15 protein-coding genes are annotated in these 18281 nt (G+C 46.1%); 6 read left to right on the forward strand and 9 right to left on the reverse strand.

Translation table 11 applies throughout. The features are described 5' to 3' along the window. Positions 1-9 precede the first annotated feature (9 nt). On the forward strand, positions 10-1452 hold the full coding sequence (locus JGK14_RS05510; protein ID WP_293269336.1) for an ATP-binding cassette domain-containing protein: 1443 nt from the start codon (positions 10-12) through the stop codon (positions 1450-1452). Between the two features lie 126 nt (positions 1453-1578). Then, positions 1579-1731 (forward strand): chlorophyll A-B binding protein, encoded by a 153-nt coding sequence (locus JGK14_RS05515; RefSeq protein ID WP_293178506.1) that lies wholly within the window; start codon positions 1579-1581, stop codon positions 1729-1731. Positions 1732-1969: 238 nt separating this feature from the next. On the opposite strand, the gene rpoD is transcribed toward JGK14_RS05515, so the two are convergent. After that, a complete protein-coding gene (gene rpoD / locus JGK14_RS05520) occupies positions 1970-3139 on the reverse strand; it encodes an RNA polymerase sigma factor RpoD (RefSeq protein ID WP_293178503.1) in 1170 nt (389 codons plus the stop codon). Between the two features lie 686 nt (positions 3140-3825). Continuing rightward, a complete protein-coding gene (locus tag JGK14_RS05525; RefSeq protein WP_293178500.1) occupies positions 3826-3987 on the reverse strand; it encodes a hypothetical protein in 162 nt (53 codons plus the stop codon). 800 nt (positions 3988-4787) lie between these two features. Between JGK14_RS05525 and JGK14_RS05530 the strand changes: the two genes are divergently transcribed. Next, a complete protein-coding gene (locus JGK14_RS05530) occupies positions 4788-5018 on the forward strand; it encodes a hypothetical protein (protein ID WP_293189374.1) in 231 nt (76 codons plus the stop codon). On the opposite strand, the gene JGK14_RS05535 is transcribed toward JGK14_RS05530, so the two are convergent. The 4 genes from JGK14_RS05535 to JGK14_RS05550 all read right to left on the reverse strand — a co-directional run bounded on the left by JGK14_RS05535 (position 5015) and on the right by JGK14_RS05550 (position 10978). Continuing rightward, positions 5015-8035, reverse strand: a complete 3021-nt coding sequence (locus JGK14_RS05535) for a tetratricopeptide repeat protein (protein ID WP_325314834.1) — start codon at positions 8033-8035, stop codon at positions 5015-5017. The two genes, JGK14_RS05530 and JGK14_RS05535, sit on opposite strands and share 4 nt — an antisense overlap. Before the next feature lie 258 nt (positions 8036-8293). Beyond that, entirely contained in the window at positions 8294-9178 is an 885-nt protein-coding gene (locus JGK14_RS05540; RefSeq protein WP_293185819.1) for an ABC transporter permease, read from the reverse strand. Between the two features lie 10 nt (positions 9179-9188). Beyond that, on the reverse strand, positions 9189-10346 hold the full coding sequence (locus JGK14_RS05545) for a glycosyltransferase family 2 protein (protein ID WP_293216140.1): 1158 nt from the start codon (positions 10344-10346) through the stop codon (positions 9189-9191). Between the two features lie 23 nt (positions 10347-10369). Then, complete coding sequence (locus tag JGK14_RS05550) at positions 10370-10978, reverse strand: class I SAM-dependent methyltransferase (protein ID WP_293185821.1); 609 nt, start codon at positions 10976-10978, stop codon at positions 10370-10372. A gap of 199 nt (positions 10979-11177) precedes the next feature. Here JGK14_RS05550 and JGK14_RS05555 point away from each other — a divergent pair, with 199 nt between their 5' ends. Continuing rightward, positions 11178-11480 carry a hypothetical protein gene (locus JGK14_RS05555; protein ID WP_293185823.1) on the forward strand — a complete coding sequence of 101 codons (303 nt, stop codon included), beginning with the start codon at positions 11178-11180 and terminating at the stop codon, positions 11478-11480. Positions 11481-11531: 51 nt separating this feature from the next. Here JGK14_RS05555 and trxB read toward each other — a convergent pair whose 3' ends face one another. After that, positions 11532-12899: a thioredoxin-disulfide reductase gene (trxB, locus tag JGK14_RS05560; protein ID WP_293185824.1), complete on the reverse strand. Its 1368-nt coding sequence runs from the start codon at positions 12897-12899 to the stop codon at positions 11532-11534. A gap of 516 nt (positions 12900-13415) precedes the next feature. On the opposite strand from trxB, the gene JGK14_RS05565 reads away from it, so the two are divergent. After that, a complete protein-coding gene (locus tag JGK14_RS05565; RefSeq protein WP_293204763.1) occupies positions 13416-14423 on the forward strand; it encodes a methyltransferase domain-containing protein in 1008 nt (335 codons plus the stop codon). Positions 14424-14644: 221 nt separating this feature from the next. Here the strand turns inward: JGK14_RS05565 and JGK14_RS05570 are convergent, their stop codons facing one another. Together JGK14_RS05570 and JGK14_RS05575 are read right to left on the reverse strand one after the other, a co-directional pair. Next, positions 14645-15760, reverse strand: a complete 1116-nt coding sequence (locus JGK14_RS05570) for a GGDEF domain-containing protein (protein WP_293204765.1) — start codon at positions 15758-15760, stop codon at positions 14645-14647. A gap of 640 nt (positions 15761-16400) precedes the next feature. Then, positions 16401-16895 carry a DUF427 domain-containing protein gene (locus JGK14_RS05575; RefSeq protein WP_293216142.1) on the reverse strand — a complete coding sequence of 165 codons (495 nt, stop codon included), beginning with the start codon at positions 16893-16895 and terminating at the stop codon, positions 16401-16403. Positions 16896-17008: 113 nt separating this feature from the next. Between JGK14_RS05575 and JGK14_RS05580 the strand changes: the two genes are divergently transcribed. Beyond that, positions 17009-18220 carry a GH25 family lysozyme gene (locus JGK14_RS05580; RefSeq protein ID WP_293216144.1) on the forward strand — a complete coding sequence of 404 codons (1212 nt, stop codon included), beginning with the start codon at positions 17009-17011 and terminating at the stop codon, positions 18218-18220. The last annotated feature ends 61 nt before the right edge of the window (positions 18221-18281 follow it).

Genomic DNA, 18281 nt, shown 5'->3' on the forward strand with positions numbered 1-18281 from the left:
AATCGTTTGATGGCGCAAGTTGTATTAGAAAATATCTACAAAAGTTTTCCCCTCCGCCAAGGAGAACAGGAAAAAGTAGCAAACAACGTCGCAGAAAGTGTCTCAACAGAGACTCCTAGCTCTTCGTCTAACACTGTTTTGCGGCGGATTAACCTGACCGTCCTCGACGGGGAATTCATGGTGTTGGTGGGGCCTTCGGGCTGCGGAAAAAGCACTTTGCTGCGATCGATCGCAGGTTTGGAAGTTTTGACAGCCGGCAATATCTGGATTGGCGATCGGCTCGTTAATGATTTACCTCCAAAAGACCGAGATATCGCTATGGTGTTTCAAAATTATGCTCTCTATCCTCACTTAACAGTCTACGATAATCTCGCCTTTGGATTGCGCCGCTCACAGAAGGAAGAAGTCCGAGGGAAGAAGGAAGAAGGAAGAGGGAAGAGGGAAGAGGGAAGAGGGAAGAGGGAAGAGGGAAGAAGGAATGAGGAAGCAGAGACAGTGACAGTGACAGAAAAAGGAAGAAGGGAGAAGGTAGAACTAATCAGGAATAAGATAGAAGAGGCGATCGATTATTTAGCTTCTAATACTGTAAGCAAAGAGCGAATATATACTTTAGGGGAGGACTTTTTAGTGGGAGCAACTCGCAAGCTTCCTCCGGGTTTGCGCTATTTGTCGGAACGGGAAAAGGCGGTAGGAGAAAGAGTTAGGGCGGTTGCTCAATTATTGCAAATAGAACCGCTTTTAAATCGCTTGCCGAAACAACTTTCGGGAGGACAAAAGCAGCGGGTGGCTTTGGGTAGGGCGATGGCTCGAAATCCTGAAGTGTTTTTGATGGACGAACCGCTATCGAATCTTGATGCGAAGTTGAGGGCGGAAACTCGATCGCAAATTGTGCAGTTGCAGCGGCAGTTGGGCACTACCACTATTTATGTGACTCACGACCAAACTGAGGCGATGACTATGGGCGATCGCATTGCGATTATGAATGCTGGCCAGCTTCAGCAAGTCGCTAAGCCTCTAGAGCTTTACAACAAGCCAGCTAATCTATTTGTGGCTGAGTTTATCGGTTCTCCGCCGATGAATTTTTTGCCCGTGCAGTTTACCGCGCCGCTGTTGATTTCTCACCCGCAGTTTCGCTTTACTTTACCCGATATTTGGGCGAAAAATCTACAAAAATATGACGGGCGAGGACTGATTTTGGGCATTCGCCCGGAACATCTCAGCATTAACCCTCCTGCTACCAAAAATTTGTCGGTACAAGTGGAAATTGTGGAGGCTTTGGGACACGAAACTTATTTGCGGGTGTGTTTGACTGACGATCGGGCTGTGCGGATGCAGGTGCGGGTGCCTCCCGAGCGATCGATCCGTGTTGGCGAGGAGCTTTGGCTGGCGATCGCCCATGACAAAATTCACTTGTTCGATCCTGATACCGAATTGGCGATTTTTCCTCGGTAGGAAACAGGAGAAAGGTCGATCGACCTTTGCGATCGATATCACGCATCACAAACTTGCATTTTTTTCAAGTAACTGTTATATTAATTAACATGAGCCTTACAAAAGTTAATGAAGGGAGTTCGCACTATGCAAGAACAAAAACGCAACGCTTGGAACTGGGGCTTCAGCGCAGGTGCTGAAAATTGGAACGGTCGTTTAGCAATGATTGGTTTCTCTGCCGCTGTCATCATTGAATTGGTTTCCGGTCAAGGCGTGCTGCACTTCTGGGGCCTGATCTAATTTTCTAGTTAAAACTTTTCAGACACTGCAAAGCTTGGGAGTTCTTTTGGGGACTCCCAAAATTTTGCCCGTGCGTTTTTAGCAGCGCAATTTTTGCAGGAGAATTTACCCGCAGCAAATAGCTAATTGCCGTCGTGCATTGAGCAGTACAATGTTTAACAGCGATCGCTCTTTTTGGGGTAGGGGGTTCCACCCCAAAAGAGCAAATCACTCTTTTGGGTGATGCGAGACAAATGCTCTAGCGGATATATTCTTTTAAGATGCTGTTACGGTTGGGATGGCGCAATTTCCGCAGGGCTTTAGCCTCGATTTGGCGAATCCTCTCGCGAGTGACGTTAAAGATTTGACCAATTTCCTCCAAGGTCTTCATCCGTCCGTCATCTAAGCCGTAACGCAGCCTCAGTACATCCCGTTCTCGGGGGCTGAGAGTGTCCAAAACGCTTTCCAAATCTTCCCTGAGCAAGTTCTTTGAGACTTGATCTTCTGGCGTTTCCCCGTCAGATTCAATAAAGTCTCCCAGACGCGAGTCTTCCTCTTTGCCGATCGGAGTTTCTAAAGAAATTGGCAACTGTGCGGATTTAGCAATAAAGCGCAACTTCTCGATGGTCATCTCCATCTTGGTGGCGATTTCTTCTTCCGTAGGCTTGCGGCCCATTTCCTGAGAAAGCAGCTTGGTAGTTTTTTTGATCCGCGAGATGGTTTCGTAAAGGTGAACCGGGAGGCGGATAGTCCGGGATTGATCGGCGATTGCTCTGGTGATGGCTTGACGTATCCACCAAGTTGCGTAGGTGGAAAATTTGTAGCCTTTTTCGTGGTCGAATTTTTCAGCAGCCCGGATTAGACCCAAAGAGCCTTCTTGAATCAAATCTTGGAAAGACAAACCGCGATTCATGTACTTTTTGGCGATCGACACCACCAAACGCAGGTTTGATTGCACCATCTTCTCCTTGGCGCGCCTACCAACGTGGAGTCGGTGACGGAATGCAGGTAGTGCCATGTCTACAGCAGTAGCCCATTCGTTGTCTTTAGGTTCGCGGTCTAACTCTTCGAGCAATTGTTCTCGAACTCGCTCCAATTCCAGCAAATCTGCAATCTTGCGGGCGAGTTCAATCTCTTCGTCTGCTCGCAACAGTCGAATCCGACCGATTTCTTGCAGGTAGAGACGAATAGAGTCTTCTGTATAATGCTTTTTCTTTGCCTGAGCCCGACGGCGGGCTTTCGCGCCTTTGCCAGCTTTAGTGTCGTCCTCCTCAGACGGGTTGTCTAGAAAATCTTCTCGATCGTCTTCTTCGTCGATAAAGAGTTCCAACTCGCTCTCAGGTAGAACGCTTTCGGCGTTCCTCAGCAACTCGATAGTTTCCATTTTGGGTGTAATTTTGGTTTCGAGTACGGTGTTAGCCTGGATCATGCCGCCTTCCTCATGCTCCTGAATTAAAGAATAAATAACAGTGGAATAGTGTCTGTTTGTAGTTTAGACAAGTTAGCCAGTATTGACATTCCCGCAGGAAGAAATCGTGGAATTTTCGGTCTGCTAAGTGAAGCAGTAACCGAAACCGCACCAATTTTATGAGTCAAAGTTCGAGCTCTGGGAAAGAAGTAGCCAGCGCATTCACTCGATCGCCGACTTTAACGTCGCAACCTCGGATTGAGCGTGCGGCTTTTTCTTGTTTGGGCTAGTTAACGCATCGTCTGCGATACCTGACCCAGAAAAGCAAACCCGGAGATGCGATCGCACCTCAAAAAATACTGGCTTTTTTACTCGGCACTTCGATGTTTTACCCGTACAAGTTTTCTGGCACGGAACCCTCTAACTTTTCTGTTATGGGTGTCCAACTTTTGATTTGCTTGCTGCTTTCACTCTGGTCGTCAGACATCACAGTTGCACGGCAAATTTTCGCCACCTTGGATGCGGGTCTGCTGCCTCAAATGTAACAGCAGAGAGTCGAAGCACCAAACTGTGAGAATCGGATCTTGGAAAGACCCTTACGATTGTAGCCGTTCTCACAAAAAATGGAAGTTGTTTTCCGTTTTTTGTCAAGAACCTAGAAAACTTTGTCAGCTTAGCTTGACAATACTGACTCATGTCTGGCTCAGCTAAATCCTGAGAACGGCCCGGAAAAACTTGGGCGCGATCGAACGGCGCTGTTTTGTGTGGATATCTGGGTTAAAGGCTGCGGCGCAGTCTGCCAGAGAGTTAGCAGACAATTTTTGACTTGCCGGAATTGAGACCAATACAATCCGTGTAGATGCACCCATCTTTACCCTGTTTCCCTGAATTGAATCATACGCAATCTGCGATTGAATAAAGCTTGTGAGCTTTAGTTGTAAGTCGGCAACTCTCTCATGAGAGACCGACGATCGCCCCCAATGAAGCGTTGCGGGTTTAGTAGTGCAACAGGGGCTTTCTTTGTTAAGTTAGCTCAATTTTGAAAAATTGGGGCTGCTTTTGACATTACATCACATTAAGTTCGTAACGTCACATTCTCATTTAAGCTTGTCTGTGAGCTTTGCGGTCTCAGAGATAACAGCCAGAATGAGAAAGTTTGCTAAGAGTTCGCTCCTGCGGTAATTGTTACGCTGCGAACTGTTCGGGGATTGCTTGTCTCTCTAGCTAATATCTACATTCATTTTAATCTCAGAAACAACTTAAGTCCAATATTACTAAGTTTACCTCGATCTCGCCGAGGCAGATCTTCCTCACGGGCGATCGCCTCCATGGCGACACTTGATGGATTTGAGAAACTCCAAGCTCTCTTGAGAGGAGCTAGCCGTTCAACCGACACCTGTTCCCTCAAAAAATGCGATGGTAGACCCGCGATCCCAACCATCATGGTATAGCTGATTCCATCGAAAATCTCAAATCGAAAATTGTCTGACCTGATTGTTGAAAAGACGTGCAACTTTATACTTAATTAAAAAATATCCGCTGCAATATAAAGACACGATGAACCTTTTCTCCGCAATACTAAGTAATATTACGGGACGACCTGCTGTATTTAAAACCAACTCATGCTATTTTAGATGCAAGATTGGGGATTGGGCGTGGGGAATGATTCATGGGATCGGGACTAGGATCTGACAAAACAGTTGTCTTCTGTTGGAAAACAGGGAGCGGCAAAACCAGACTCAGGCTTAAGTATAAAGGTTGGTGGCAAGGACAAAAAATTTGCCGCCATCATTATCCTATTAAAAACAACTGTGCAACCGATCGCGATCGCCACTCCTGTTGGGCACTCAATCACCGCTTGGCGACTCCAAACCTCCGACAACCGCGATCGAATAATTAAACTGACTCAACTGCACGATAATAAAAAGCTTCAAGGGCTGCGACGCAAGTTTTATCGCCGTACAGACGCCCTTGTCTTTGCAAAATTCGATCGGCAATACTCTGCCTCCATTCCGATTCTAAGCCCAGCCTCACAGCTATTTTTACGTATTCTGCTGCGGTTTGAGCAACTGTTTCGGTGACTCCCAGCATTTGCAAAATCCCAGAGGAATGGCGGCCCCGCATAAATTCTCCCGGACAAGTGACAATTGGTAAATTGCACGCGATCGCTTCCAAAGTCGTGTGACCTCCAGACCAACCGAAACTGTCGAGAAAAACATCAGACAAAAGTTGAAGATTCCAATAAGCTTTCTCATCCATTTTAGGTAAAATCGCGCAAAAATCAGCGCTATCCAAACCGTACTTAGCAAAAGTCCGCTGGAGGCGCTGCTGAAACAGTTTACCAATATCAACATTCGGACGTGATATAAAGGCAAACTGAGCTTGAGGAACCTGTCGGGCAATTTCCGCGAACATATAGTCGTGCTGCGGCAGGTATTTGCAGAGAGTTTGACAGCAGAGATAAACAACAGCCCCCTCCCGCAGGCAAAAATTTGCACGAGTGGCCGTTGTGCTAGGAATCGTGGGCTGCGGGTAAGAAATGCCAATATTCGGCAAGCGAATTAATTTTTCGGAATAATGTAAAACAGCATTTTCCGGTTCCATCAAGTCGCTGGAGAGGAAGTAATCGACGGTGGGCAATCCTGAAGTCATCGGATGCGCCCAAGAGGTACACTGAATGGGAGCAAGGCGCAAGGCTGCAAGTTGAGTCATTTGCGGTTGCAGCCCAATATCGAGGAAAACCAGTACGTGTAATTGGTCAGCAATAATTTGTTGGCAGATTAATTCTAAGTTGCCAGGGATGTAGTGGAAAGTATCGCTGTAAAATCGGAACTGTTGAGTAAAGTTGTCTTGCGTCTCGGTAATTTGATAGCAATATACTTCAAATTCGCTGCTGCTGTGTTGCAGCCAGCCGAGGGTTAATTTGCCGACTGTATGTCCCCACAAGCAACCAGATATGTAGCCGATGCGAATTTTTCCGGTTTTGCTGGGGGGAGGTAGCGGTAAATCCTTTACCCACTGCGGGTAGTTAGCAGCCATGACTTTGCGAACAAATTGCCCGTACTGTTTCTGGATATCTAAGTCGTTGCCGCCTTGGTAAGCTAGAAAGAAGTTGGTGTGCTGACTGATAATTGTTAAGGCTTTTTGTTGGCCTGCATCTGTATCGAGGTTGGTTTGTTGGATTAACAGTTTGATTCCCGTCTCGAACCGATCGCGATAAACAGCTATTTCCTCTACACTTTGATAAATCACCGGCAGAATTAAATACTGTCCCGGATTAAAAAAGCTGTCTTCGGGAAATAAACTCGACGCATCGGTCGCAATTGCGATCGCTTCTGAATTTCTCCCGGATGCTACCAAAGCCAAGACTAAATTGCGGTAAAGACTGGCGTCTGCTGGATAAAGCTCGATCGCCTCCCGGCAAACTTGAATGGCGGCTGCATATTCATCTAAATGTTGGTAACACTCAGCCAAATTCAAGTATAATTGAAGGTCGCCTGTTTGAACTTCTAAAAATTTCCTGTACTCGATAACGGCTTGTTGATATTCACCGCGCCCATAGCAATCGTTGCCAAAATAAAGGTATGCTTGAATTGGGTCATTTTTGAGACGGCGGGCAAAGTCGAGATTGGCGACAACTTCAGCAGCATCGGGCTGCAATTGCAGGGCAGTTTCGTAAAGCTCGATCGCGCGATCGACTTCTGTTTTCGACAGTAGCAAGTTTCCCAGATTCAGATAGCTGCCAAAATGAGCGGGATTAAGTGCGATCGCTTGACGGTAAATTGACTCAGCTCGATCGACATCGCCGATTTGTCCTAAAATATTGCCTAAATTATTATAAGCATCAATGCAGTTGGGTTCGAGGGCGATCGCCTCTCGATAAGCTCTTACGGCACCGATAACATCCCCGGTTTTTTCCAACACCAAGCCCAAGCTGTAATGAGCGCCAGCTACGGAGGAATCCACCGCCAAACATTCGCTCAGCAGATCTTGCGCTTCTCGATACCGCTCTGTGGCATAATAAAGTGTACCGAGATTTTGCCAAGCATCTACTTGATTTGGATCGTACTGCAAAACCTGCTTGTACTTCTCCTCTGCTGCTATAAATTGTCCGGCTTGGTGCAGGTTTAAAGCTTGACTGTACAGCTCTGCGGTGATTTTTTTTCGATCGGATTGCTGCAAATCGTAAATTGATTGAATCGCAGCTCGACTGCCCAATTGCTGAAAAGTTGACCACTCGTAATTGCCGGATGTATTGACGACATCCCAACTAAAAACCTGCAAGCCATTCCAAGCATCGCTAAATTCAGGTGCAGAAAAATCAAATAGCAGTTGGCATTGAGGGTGGGCGGCGATAAAATCCCAGTTGGCTTGACGCGGAGTCTCCCAATTGCTATTGCTGACGACAATCAGTGCCGAGTCTGCTAAAAAAGGTTTGGATAAAAGTAAAGCTAGTAAGTGCGATCGATAATCGTGAGCGGCATCATAAAACAATACACCAATGCGATCGGCAGATTGCATTTCCCGCAAATCCCAGAAAAATTCCTCAAAATTTTGATTGCAAAAAACAACTTGTTCCGATATATTAAAGTTGGCTAGGTTTTCTCCTAAATTATCGCTGCTGTCGCCAAAAGTATCAAATTCCGAAAAGTCATCAACGGCACAAGCGGTTATTTGTGAATGATTTAGCAGCGTACCGATTAAGCTGCCGCCTTGAAAGCAGCCGATTTCGCAGTAAATTTCTTCGGGAGACATACATTCGACAGCAAAATTTAGCAACTGCATTGCATTGGCTGTCGTTGTGGTTTGCAGAGAGTTGATTATTTGCTGAAATTGACTGGATTTTGGTTCGGCTTGCGGTGTCCCCCAGTTATTGTACAACTCGGATATGTGTTCGAGAAATGTTTGGTATTTCATCTTTTGCGTTTGCTTGTCAAACAGTTCGTAGTCAGGACTTTAGTCCTCGGAAAAGAAAGGACCCAAGTCCGAACGATCAAACCTTTTTAGACTAGAGTATTGAGAAAGGCAAGGACTGAAGTCCTCACTACGAACCTTTTTTAGGACTATAATTATAAGAGAAGAAAGGACTGAAGTCCTCACTACGAACCTTTTTGTAGGACTATAATTATAAGAGAAGAAAGGACTGAAGTCCTCACTACGAACCAATCTTTCCTATTACTGCTGGTTCCGCAGCCGGGGATTGACAAATTCGTTCAATCCTTCTCCCACCAAAGACAGCCCAACAACCATTAAAGTCATTGCCAAACCGGGAAACAAAGCCGTCCACCAAATGCCCGTAGGTAGCGCATCTAAAGCTAAACGCAAATCGTGTCCCCATTCCGGAGTTTCTTCGGGAAGTCCCAAACCGAGAAATCCTAAGCCTCCTAATGTTAGAATTGCATCGGCGGCGTTGAGCGCGAACAGCACCGGTACGCTCTGAATTACGTTGAGAAACAGGTAGCGCGACAACACTGTCCAAGTGTCAGCACCCATGGCGCGGGCGGCTTCGACAAATAATTCGGTTTTGACGCTGGCGGTGTGATTCCTGACGACGCGGTAGTATTGAGGGATGTAGGAAATGCTCAGGGCGATCGCAGCATTCAATACTCCTTTTCCCACGACAAATGCTAAAGTTAACGAAAGCAGCAATCCCGGCAACGTATAAATTGTATCCATTAAAAATAACAGCACGCGATCGAGCTTGCCACCCAAATAACCGCTAACCAAACCCAGCGGCACGCCGATAAACAAACTCAACGCTGTGGCTAAAATCACGACTTGCCAAGCCGCCCGCGAAGCAAACAGCGTGCGCGAAAAAACATCGTAGCCGCTGCGGCTGGTACCGAACCAATAATTCGCCGACGGCGGTTCGTGAATCGGGTTAATCAAAGCATCGGTAGGATTTTGCAGCCATCCCCAACCTTGCATGACGGGAGATAAGGTTGCTACTATGATAAATAAGGCAGTTATTGCCAAACCCGCCCACATCATTTTCATTGACAGGCTTGACGGTGAGGCAATGTTGAGAAATCGCGGTAATTGAACTTTGTTTAGTGTCATGTTTAGCCGTTTACTGATTGAAGCTTTGTCGGATTTTTGCTAAATTTTCCTGGGCTGCTGTGCAGTTTTCATCGAAAGTCAGCGCTAGTTCAAATGCCGATACTGCATCCGACCAGCGCTTCAGGTTAATATAAGCTAGACCCAAACAGCAAGCCGGGTCGGTGGTGGTGAAACTTGGCTCGAAAGGCTCTCTTGTATAGTAGCTGTTATCTTTACCCAGTTTCAGGCAATTCTCAAAGTAAGCAACGGCACCTAACGGAAATCCTAGATTAATTAATGTCATGCCAGCTATATAATTTAGGGGAGGATAGTTGGGACACCATTCCAGACCTCGCTGACACAGTAACATGGTTGTTTCATAGTCTCGATTTTGGAGCGATCGCCCTGCTAAAGTAAAAACTAAGGAGGGAATGAAACCAAATTCTTCTGGAGGGTTGCCGTCTATCAAATGCGGAAACAATCTTTCTAATGCTTCCTCCCAGCAGTCTCGCGCTTTCTCGTCCTCGCCCGCTGAGCCGTACATCCCAGCTAGGGAGTACAATAGCATGAGACTAAGCCCTTCTTCTTGTCGGGCCAGCTCTAAGATGGGAATATTGCGGTTGACAACTTTGGCGGCGACTTGTTGGTGGCTGTTAGCGTGATGCAATACTCTGACACTATCTAAACTGCTGACTTCACTGTCGCTAAAACTGCGGTTTTGATACTGAATTTGCTCGTGAAAGCGACCGACATATCTAATTTCTGGGAGATTGCGAAATAAACGAGTCATGTGTAGCGGAGTCATTCCCGCTTGATGCCTTACTTCTGTTCTAATTATTGAATAAGCGAGCGCTTCTGGGTGGAATTTGAGGGTTTCTCTAAAATCTACTGATGTGACAACTAACTCCTCATCTGCATCCAGCACTAAAATCCACTCACCCGTCACTAAAGATAAAGCATAATTCCGCGCCGTCGCAAAATCGTCGCACCACTCAAAATATCCCACTTTTGCTCCGTACTGAGTGGCAATTTCCGGCGTACCGTCCTCCGAACCCGTATCGACTACAATTATTTCATCAACGTAGGGTTGAACGCTAGCCAAACAGCGCGCTAAATTCTCGCTTTCATTTTTGACGATCGCACAAAAAGATAAAAATGGTTTTTGTCCGAGTGCTGCCCTAATGCTCATTTTTTATCCTGATATCTTGCAACTCAAACAAGTTCGCTGTCGCTGGGAAGGTAGAGTGCTGCTAAAATGCTTGGTAGAGCAATAAGATCTCTGCCAACACTGAACTCATCAATAAATGTTTCCGTAAAAACGTCGCCGTAAGGTAAGAGTAAATCCATTAGGCTTTCTGGAGTGTACTTGCGAACGTGCTCTGGTTCTTCATCAGGGCCGAGGCAATCGTTGGGTACGGCAAAAAAAGCTCTGCCGCCCGATCGCAACACCCTAACTATTTCTATCACGCACGCTCGATCGTCGTCGATATGTTCCAAAACTTCTGTTGCTACTACAACATCAAAACTGCGATCGGGAAAAGGAATTTCGGGTAAAGTTGAGACTACCCCTGAGATCTGTTTGGGAAGTTGGGCGATCGCAGCTTCGGAAATATCCAACCCAGTTACTGAATTGCCAAACTCTAACAACTGAGAAGCCAGGACACCTGCACCGCATCCGAGTTCTAAAACTTCCAGCCCGTGTCCGACGGCCCAACAAACTCTGCCGAAGCAGCCGGGATATCGACGCCAAGTTCCGCGGCCTTCTTCTTGCCAAATCTTATTCCAGTAGTCGGGCTGGAGATTCAAGTTAGTTTGTGTCATCAGAAAAATGGGTAGAAGCCCCGTCTTTCTAGGAGGGCTTTATATTGTTTTTTTTGAATAGACTTGAATTGCATAAGTCTTCGATCGTTCCCGAAACCGCAGATGTCAGACAGATAAAGACAGATAAACGCAGATCGTTTCAGGGTATTTTTCGATTTTGGCAATTCAAGTCTAATTATGTAGGCTTTCGAGTTCCGGTATGCGATCGCCTTGGGATTGGTTAGTTCGGCGTGCCTTTGTGCTGCACTTGCAACGGGACAGTTATGGTTTCAAATCTTCCAATCCTGGAGGTTCCGGACGCGATCGGCAAAGTTTAGCGGTCGTACTTGTTCCGGACAGACCGACGCAGTTCGATCGACTCGGTTGCTGGGTAGATTTTGCTCAACAATCTGCTCGATCGGCGCCAGTCATAATTTTATCAAACATCGACCAGGCTGGTAGTGAGGAATGCAAGTCCGCCGTTCGTAGTGAGGAATGCAAGTCCTTCTGTGGGGGAGACTGAAATTCTCACTAGCAACCAATCCGATCGCAGTCATCCTCTGCCGACACGAGCTTACAAATTGCTGGCAATTAACTCGCGGTACTGGCTTTTTGGCTTAACTCCCTTAAGCTCAGTCACCAAAGCTTTATCTTTAAAATACTGAATCGTCGGCGTACCAATCACGCCAGCATTTTCAGCAATTTCCGGATCTTCTTCGATGTCAATTTCCACGTAGTGAATTTTGCCCTCGAACTCATCTATTACTTTGCTCAAAATCGGTTTGAGACTGTGGCAAGGGCCACAACTCGGAGCCGAGTATTTGACCACAATCAGTCGATCGCTCTCGTGGAACAACTTCCGCAAAGCAAAACCTCCTTCGTGGCGAGTGTCGTTGATATCAAAGTTCTCGCTGGTTTTGCGTACTTTTGGAGCGGGCGGCGCTGCTGCTTGCTGCGATTCCTTGGTTTGATGGAATTCCTGAGTCAAGCCGTTCGATGACAGCCACCTTTCGGCTAGCATCGCCCCCATACAGCCGCTACCGGCAGCAGTGATGGCTTGACGAAACTCGTGGTCTTGCACGTCGCCGACAGCATACACTCCATCGACGCTGGTTTCTACCGAACCGTGTTTCGTGGCGATATAGCTTAGTTCGTCGAGTTCTAGCTGACCTTGGAAAAGCTGAGTGTTGGGAGTGTGACCGATCGCGTAAAACAAACCCTTCACCAGCAAATCGCTCTCGGCGTCGGTCTCAATATTTCTAATTCTCAACCCATCCATCTTGCTCCCCGGCACTCCCAAAACATCCACAGCTTCGGTGTTCCAGTGCACGGTGATTTTAGGATTGCTCAGCACTCGGTCTTGCATGGCTTTGCTAGCGCGCATCTGACCGCGCCGCACCAACATATGGACGTGAGAGCCGTATTTTGTCAGATAAATAGATTCTTCCGCTGCGGTGTCGCCCGCGCCGATGACAGCTAAATCTACTCCTTTAAAAATTGGGGTGGCGCCGTCGCAAATCGCACAGGCAGAAATCCCGTGACTCCAAAATACGTGTTCGCTAGGCAAACCCAATCTTTTGGCAGTCGCACCTGTGGCAATTACTATCGTGTGGGTTTTGATTTCTCGATCGTCCGATCGCACTGTAAACGGCCGCTGGGTTAAATCAACGTAAGTTACATCTTCTGTGTATAACTCGGCACCCCAGCGCACTGCTTGAGCTTTCATCCGATCCATCAGTTGTGGCCCGGTGATGCCTTCGGGAAAGCCGGGGAAGTTTTCGACTTCTGTGGTGGTCATCAGTTGACCGCCGGGAATTCCTCCGGTTTGGTAGCCTTCAAAAACTACGGGTTTGAGGTTTGCTCTCCCGGCGTAGATGGCTGCTGTGTATCCTGCGGGGCCAGAGCCAATAATTACTAGGTTTTCTACGGCTTGTTCAGTCATAGCTGCTTACTTGAACTCATAACGACTTCGTTTAATCTCAATTATAACAGAGATGGAGAAAGTTAGATCGAGCTTATTTCTATTGTTGAGCGGTTGAGGGCGATCGGGACAGCAGAAGCAATTTTGATAAGTAGAATAAATAATAAAATATTTTTAGTTTTAAATGTTCAATCAATCTCCGAAAATCCCCAAAATTACCACCCTTCACTATTGATTCCATTCTCATTTACTTGACGAATTTGCGCCGTTTGAGCTATTATACGATTCTGATACTCAAGGGGTGCTATAACTATTTTTGCTTTTATCGCCTGAAACTCTTTAAAATCGTTAAATAAACGAACTCTGCCAATATTAAAAATACAAGTTTTTGTGCAAAACAGGCATTTTATAGGTTAATAATTGTAACGGAAATTTTGGCAAATTTGACAAAACACCCTATCTATGATATGCAAGGTGGGTCGGAGCAATGGAATTGAGATTTTTAACCGCAGATGTACGCGGATTAACGCAGATAAAATGGATCGAACAAAGATATTGTTTGTGTGCAGCCAGAATAAGTGGCGGAGTTTAACGGCCGAGAAGATCTGCGAGAAAATTAGCGGGTACAGCGCGCGATCGGCTGGAACCGAAAAAGGTGCGAGAATTAAAGTAACTGAAGGTTTGCTCGGTTGGGCGGATTTGATATTTGTGATGGAAAAGAAGCATGGGGATCGACTTCGCAGCAAATTTCCCGACAGTATTAAGGACAAGGAAGTTATTTGCCTGCAAATCCCGGATAATTACAGATATATGGAACCGGAGTTGGTGGAGCTTTTGCAGGCGAAACTCAGCCCCTATATAGAAATCCCAGATGACAAGATAAATTTTATGGAGCGAGTTTTGGAACCGGAGGTGATGGATTCCTTGGAAGAGGCGATCGAATACGATTCGATGGACTTCACTGAGGTTAATGCTGCGTTTGCCAAGAGTGCGGCTGCTTTGGGGCCGGTTTTTGGAAACGTTTTGGACGCGGGTACGGGTACGGCGCGAATTCCAATCGCCCTCACTCAACTGCGGCCGGAATGGAAATTGACCTGTATTGACTTGTCGGCAAATATGCTGAAAGTTGGAGCGCAGAATGTGGAAAAGGCTCGAGTGCGATCGCAAATTAATCTCGAATTAATTGATGCTAAAGCCATGCCTTATCCCGACAATAGTTTTGACATGGTGATTTCCAACAGCATTATCCACCATTTGCCCGATCCGCTGCCGTTTTTACGCGAAGTCCGGCGGGTTTTGAAGCCGAACGGAGCAATATTTTTGCGGGATTTACTCCGGCCCGAAACACGGGAAATTAGGGATAATTTAGTCGAGCTCTATGCGGCAGATTGCAACTCGCATCAGAAACAACTGTTCAGCGATTCGCTACAAGCGGCTTTTACCCTGGATGAGATTGAGACAATGGTGGAAAGTGCCCGATTGGAGGGATTGAGGATTTATGAATCTTCGGACAGGCACTGGACGGCCGAGCGGGTTTGGATGTAAAGTGTGGATTGTGCGATCGAACTAAATTTTTCCTAGTCGCTCCAGAATTATCTCATATCCCATCAAAGTTGTTCGTAGTGAGGGCTAAAGTCCTCAAATTTTGATGAGGACTAAAGTCCTGACTACGAACCAATTTTTGCCGCTTATCTACTTAATCAACTTTTGAAATTTTGATGAGGACTAAAGTCCTGACTACGAATCAATTTTTGCCGCTTATCTACTTAATCTAACTTTACAGTATCGAATATGACCCGATCGCGCCCTGCGTCTTTTGCCTGATAAAGCGAACGATCGGCTGCTGCAATCAAATCTTTTTTTGAGATTGTCGGTACAGGAACCGTACTCGCTACTCCCAAACTTAGTGTAACACAAGGGGATACTGGCGAGTTAATATTTTCAATTGCCATTTTTTTCACCGAGACTCTAATATGTTCTGCAATCGAGACAGCAATCTTTGGTGAAGTTCGAGGCAAAATTACCGCAAATTCTTCACCTCCGTAACGAGCCACCAGCATTTCCTCCCAAACTTCGCCTGCCGAGTCATTTACCGCCTCAACAATTTTTTGTGCTACCTGCTGCAAACAAGCATCTCCCGCCTGATGTCCGTAACTATCGTTGTATTTCTTAAAAAAGTCAATATCACATAAAATCAAAGATATTTCTGCTGCTTCTTGTCCCAATCTCTGCCATGTCTTATCTAAATATTCGTTAAAACAGCGGCGGTTTGCTACCAAAGTTAAACCATCGGAGTTAGCAAGGCGATACAATTCGGAATTAGCTGTTTTTAATTGAGAATTAGCTGCTTCTAGTTCAGATTGTATTACCGATAAATTGTAATAAAGCTCACTAATATACCAAGTAGCTTGTTGGTGAATTTGAGCTAAAGCTACCAATACTTGATGCACGTCTAACAGTCGGTAAACTTGAGGTGCTAACTGCACAACAATCGGCTCGTAAAGTAGTTCCGGCGGCCGCTGCACGGCTCGCTGAGCAGCCATGACAATTAAGGCTACTTCTGGTAAAATCAAAGTATCGGTTTGAGCTATTTGATACAAAGCCAGAATTGGTCTGCAAGCAAATATATCTACTCCGTATGGGCGACTCATCCTTTCCATAAATCGCCTGCGCGATATCATTCCTAAAAAATCTCCATTTACCGTCAAGATAACTCCCGGAAGCAGGGGGTGAGATTGAAACAACCGAGCTACGTCTTTGGCTAGGGATGAAGCTTCAATTTGAAAATTAAAGACAGCCAGATCCTTAAGAGTAGACTCTAAAGTTAAATTTTCAGGTGGTTTTTCAGGGAAGTTAGATGGCGCGATAAATTCCACAGACACAGCGCATATCCGAATGAACAATACAGCAGCAACAAATCTAGTGTCAGCTCTTGAATTATCTTAACATTTATTTATTAGCATTGGCTGTATTCTTGACTACAGTGTTTGTTTGAGGAGGGGCTGATTCGTTAGCTTCGGCAGTGTGGATTGCATTGGTTCATCCTCGCTTAATAATAGACTTATAGTATTCTTGATTTTTTTCTTGTTGGCTTGTTGTCGCGCAAGAAAAGGTTTCTGCGCCCGCCCTTAACTCATGTATGGCGCAGACTAACTCAACAAAATCAGTTTTTAAGCCGAGACGAACTCGTAACTAAGTTGTGCGTAAAAAACGCGGTTTCTTTGCCATTCCTCAAATCAAAACCTAAAGCCGCGAAGGGTGGTGAGAAACCCAGCAATTTCACAATTACCAGAAAGAATTGGTTGAAAGCCGGAACGTTTTTCGGGAGAAATTAAAATCAGACTATTCATTACTCCAATCCTCGGACTTAAGGGTAGAGATCACTCTCAAACTCTCAACTGTCAACTCTCAACTGTCAACTCTCAAACTGTCAACTGTCAACTGTCAACTCTCAAACTGTCAACTGTCAACTGTCAACTCTCAAACTGTCAACTGTCAACTGTCAACTGTCAACTGTTGAACTCACCAACCCCAAGTTCCGATTCCTCCCTTAAAAGGGCCGACAATATCTTTGGTAATCCAACCTCCGTAAAAATCTCCTGGTTGAGATTCCACTAATTCCCCGTCCACATAACAAGCATCCATCTGGCTCGGATAAACAGCCACGTAATCTTTAATAGCTGCAAAAACCTGATTGGGATGAGGATAAAACCAAGCAGCATTTACAACTTCCTTCGACCCTACCGTCACAGTGTAATAACCCGCTTGTCCCTTCCACTCGCACCAAGATCCCCGTGAAGTTTTATGCAAATATTCCATTTGGATGTCCTCGGGAGAGATATAGTAGGCTGGAGGGTGACTTGTCTCCAATACCCGAAACGGGCGGCGCGTATCGGCGATCGTCATTCCGTTAAAAATAATCTCTACGTGTTTGGTCGATTCCTCAAGACGAGGGGGGCGCGGGTAATCCCAAACCGACTCTTGACCGGGGCCTGGCTCTATGCGATCGAGGTTCACTTGTACAATCTCCCCTACAAAAAAACAATTAGCAACTTAGCATTACAATTTAATGTAGCCTTAATCTAGTCGCTTCTTCAGACTTGCGCCAGCTTTCTTAAACTCTCCATTATATGAGCATTCGCGGTATAGATGTTTCCGACTACCAGCCCAACGTCAATTGGCAAGCCGTTGCCAAGGGAGGCATTCTGTTCGCATTTGTCAAATCGACGGAAGGTGCAACATTAGTTTCCCAAACTTTCGCCCGGAATTGGGGGGGAATTAAAGCTGCGGGGATTCAACGCGGTGCATATCACTTTTTTCGACCGGAAAGCAGCGTTCAAGGAGAAATAGATTTGTTCTTGAAAACTGTCAAACTCGAAGCGGGGGATTTGCCACCAGTCTTGGATGTGGAAACTACAGGCGGTTTGAGTGGGGACGAATTGTGCGATCGCGCGACAACTTGGCTCGAAGCAGTGGAAAAAGCCACCTCGATGCGACCAATTATCTACACCTACCCCGGTTTCTGGGACAACCTCGGGACACAGCGGTTGGCAGATTACCCCCTATGGATTGCTCACTATACCAGTGCCGAGGAACCTTGGGTGCCCGGTGGCTGGAAGACTTGGACTTTTTGGCAGTACAGCGACACTAGCACTGTGTCGGGTGTCTCGGGCAATGTAGATGCCAATATTTTTGAAAGCGTCCGAGAAGGCGCCGTAAATTATAAAGTTGCAGACATCCAGAAGCAATTAAGAAGTAAAGGCTTCTATCAAGGCGCGATGGATGGCAAATTTGGAACCTCTACCACAGCCGCCCTCATCTCGTTTCAAAAATCTCAAGGCCTCAATGCAGACGGCATGGCAGGCATCAAAACTTGGGCCGCGTTGATGAGAAAATCTCCCAAAGTAATTGTCCCCCCTACAGCGCCAACACCAACTCCGATACCAACTCCGACACCAATTCCGACACCAATTCCAGTACCAGCCGCGCGGCTGACTGAGCTCTTGTCATCTTACCAAGCTAGTGCTGCTCAAGATACTGCCTTGATTTGGCTACAAACTCAAGTTTCTACCTCTGTTTTAGGGGAATTTGCTCAAAAGTGGCGGACAACTGCCGCACCGGGCGACACTAATTTGCGATTGATAGATGTCAGCAAATTTTATCGCGGTTTGGCAGAACAAGACCAAGCTTTAGATTGGCTGCAAAAACAAATTTCGCCGGCTGTTATTGCCGAGTTTGCCCAAAAATGGCGTTCTCAATCTAATCCCACAAATTCTCCGATTCGGCTGATAGATGCCTGCAAATTTTATCAGAAAATTGGGTTTAAAACCCCGTCCTTCTAGGACGGCTTTAATTTTCTTTGAATCTTCCTGATTCTATCAGCAAAACATAGTATAATAGAAC

The sequence above is a fragment of the Microcoleus sp. PH2017_28_MFU_U_A genome (genome assembly GCF_020738035.1).
Lineage (GTDB): Bacteria > Cyanobacteriota > Cyanobacteriia > Cyanobacteriales > Microcoleaceae > Microcoleus.

Coding starts and splice junctions, on each gene's coding strand:
- JGK14_RS05565 (WP_293204763.1), top strand. CDS start 13,416: ATGGATCGAACAAAGATATTGTTTGTGTGCAGCCAGAATAAGTGGCGG.
- JGK14_RS05550 (WP_293185821.1), bottom strand. CDS start 10,978: ATGACACAAACTAACTTGAATCTCCAGCCCGACTACTGGAATAAGATT.
- JGK14_RS05555 (WP_293185823.1), top strand. CDS start 11,178: ATGCGATCGCCTTGGGATTGGTTAGTTCGGCGTGCCTTTGTGCTGCAC.
- JGK14_RS05515 (WP_293178506.1), top strand. CDS start 1,579: ATGCAAGAACAAAAACGCAACGCTTGGAACTGGGGCTTCAGCGCAGGT.
- JGK14_RS05580 (WP_293216144.1), top strand. CDS start 17,009: ATGAGCATTCGCGGTATAGATGTTTCCGACTACCAGCCCAACGTCAAT.
- JGK14_RS05525 (WP_293178500.1), bottom strand. CDS start 3,987: ATGGGTGCATCTACACGGATTGTATTGGTCTCAATTCCGGCAAGTCAA.
- JGK14_RS05510 (WP_293269336.1), top strand. CDS start 10: ATGGCGCAAGTTGTATTAGAAAATATCTACAAAAGTTTTCCCCTCCGC.
- JGK14_RS05535 (WP_325314834.1), bottom strand. CDS start 8,035: ATGAAATACCAAACATTTCTCGAACACATATCCGAGTTGTACAATAAC.
- trxB (WP_293185824.1), bottom strand. CDS start 12,899: ATGACTGAACAAGCCGTAGAAAACCTAGTAATTATTGGCTCTGGCCCC.
- rpoD (WP_293178503.1), bottom strand. CDS start 3,139: ATGATCCAGGCTAACACCGTACTCGAAACCAAAATTACACCCAAAATG.
- JGK14_RS05540 (WP_293185819.1), bottom strand. CDS start 9,178: ATGACACTAAACAAAGTTCAATTACCGCGATTTCTCAACATTGCCTCA.
- JGK14_RS05545 (WP_293216140.1), bottom strand. CDS start 10,346: ATGAGCATTAGGGCAGCACTCGGACAAAAACCATTTTTATCTTTTTGT.
- JGK14_RS05530 (WP_293189374.1), top strand. CDS start 4,788: ATGGGATCGGGACTAGGATCTGACAAAACAGTTGTCTTCTGTTGGAAA.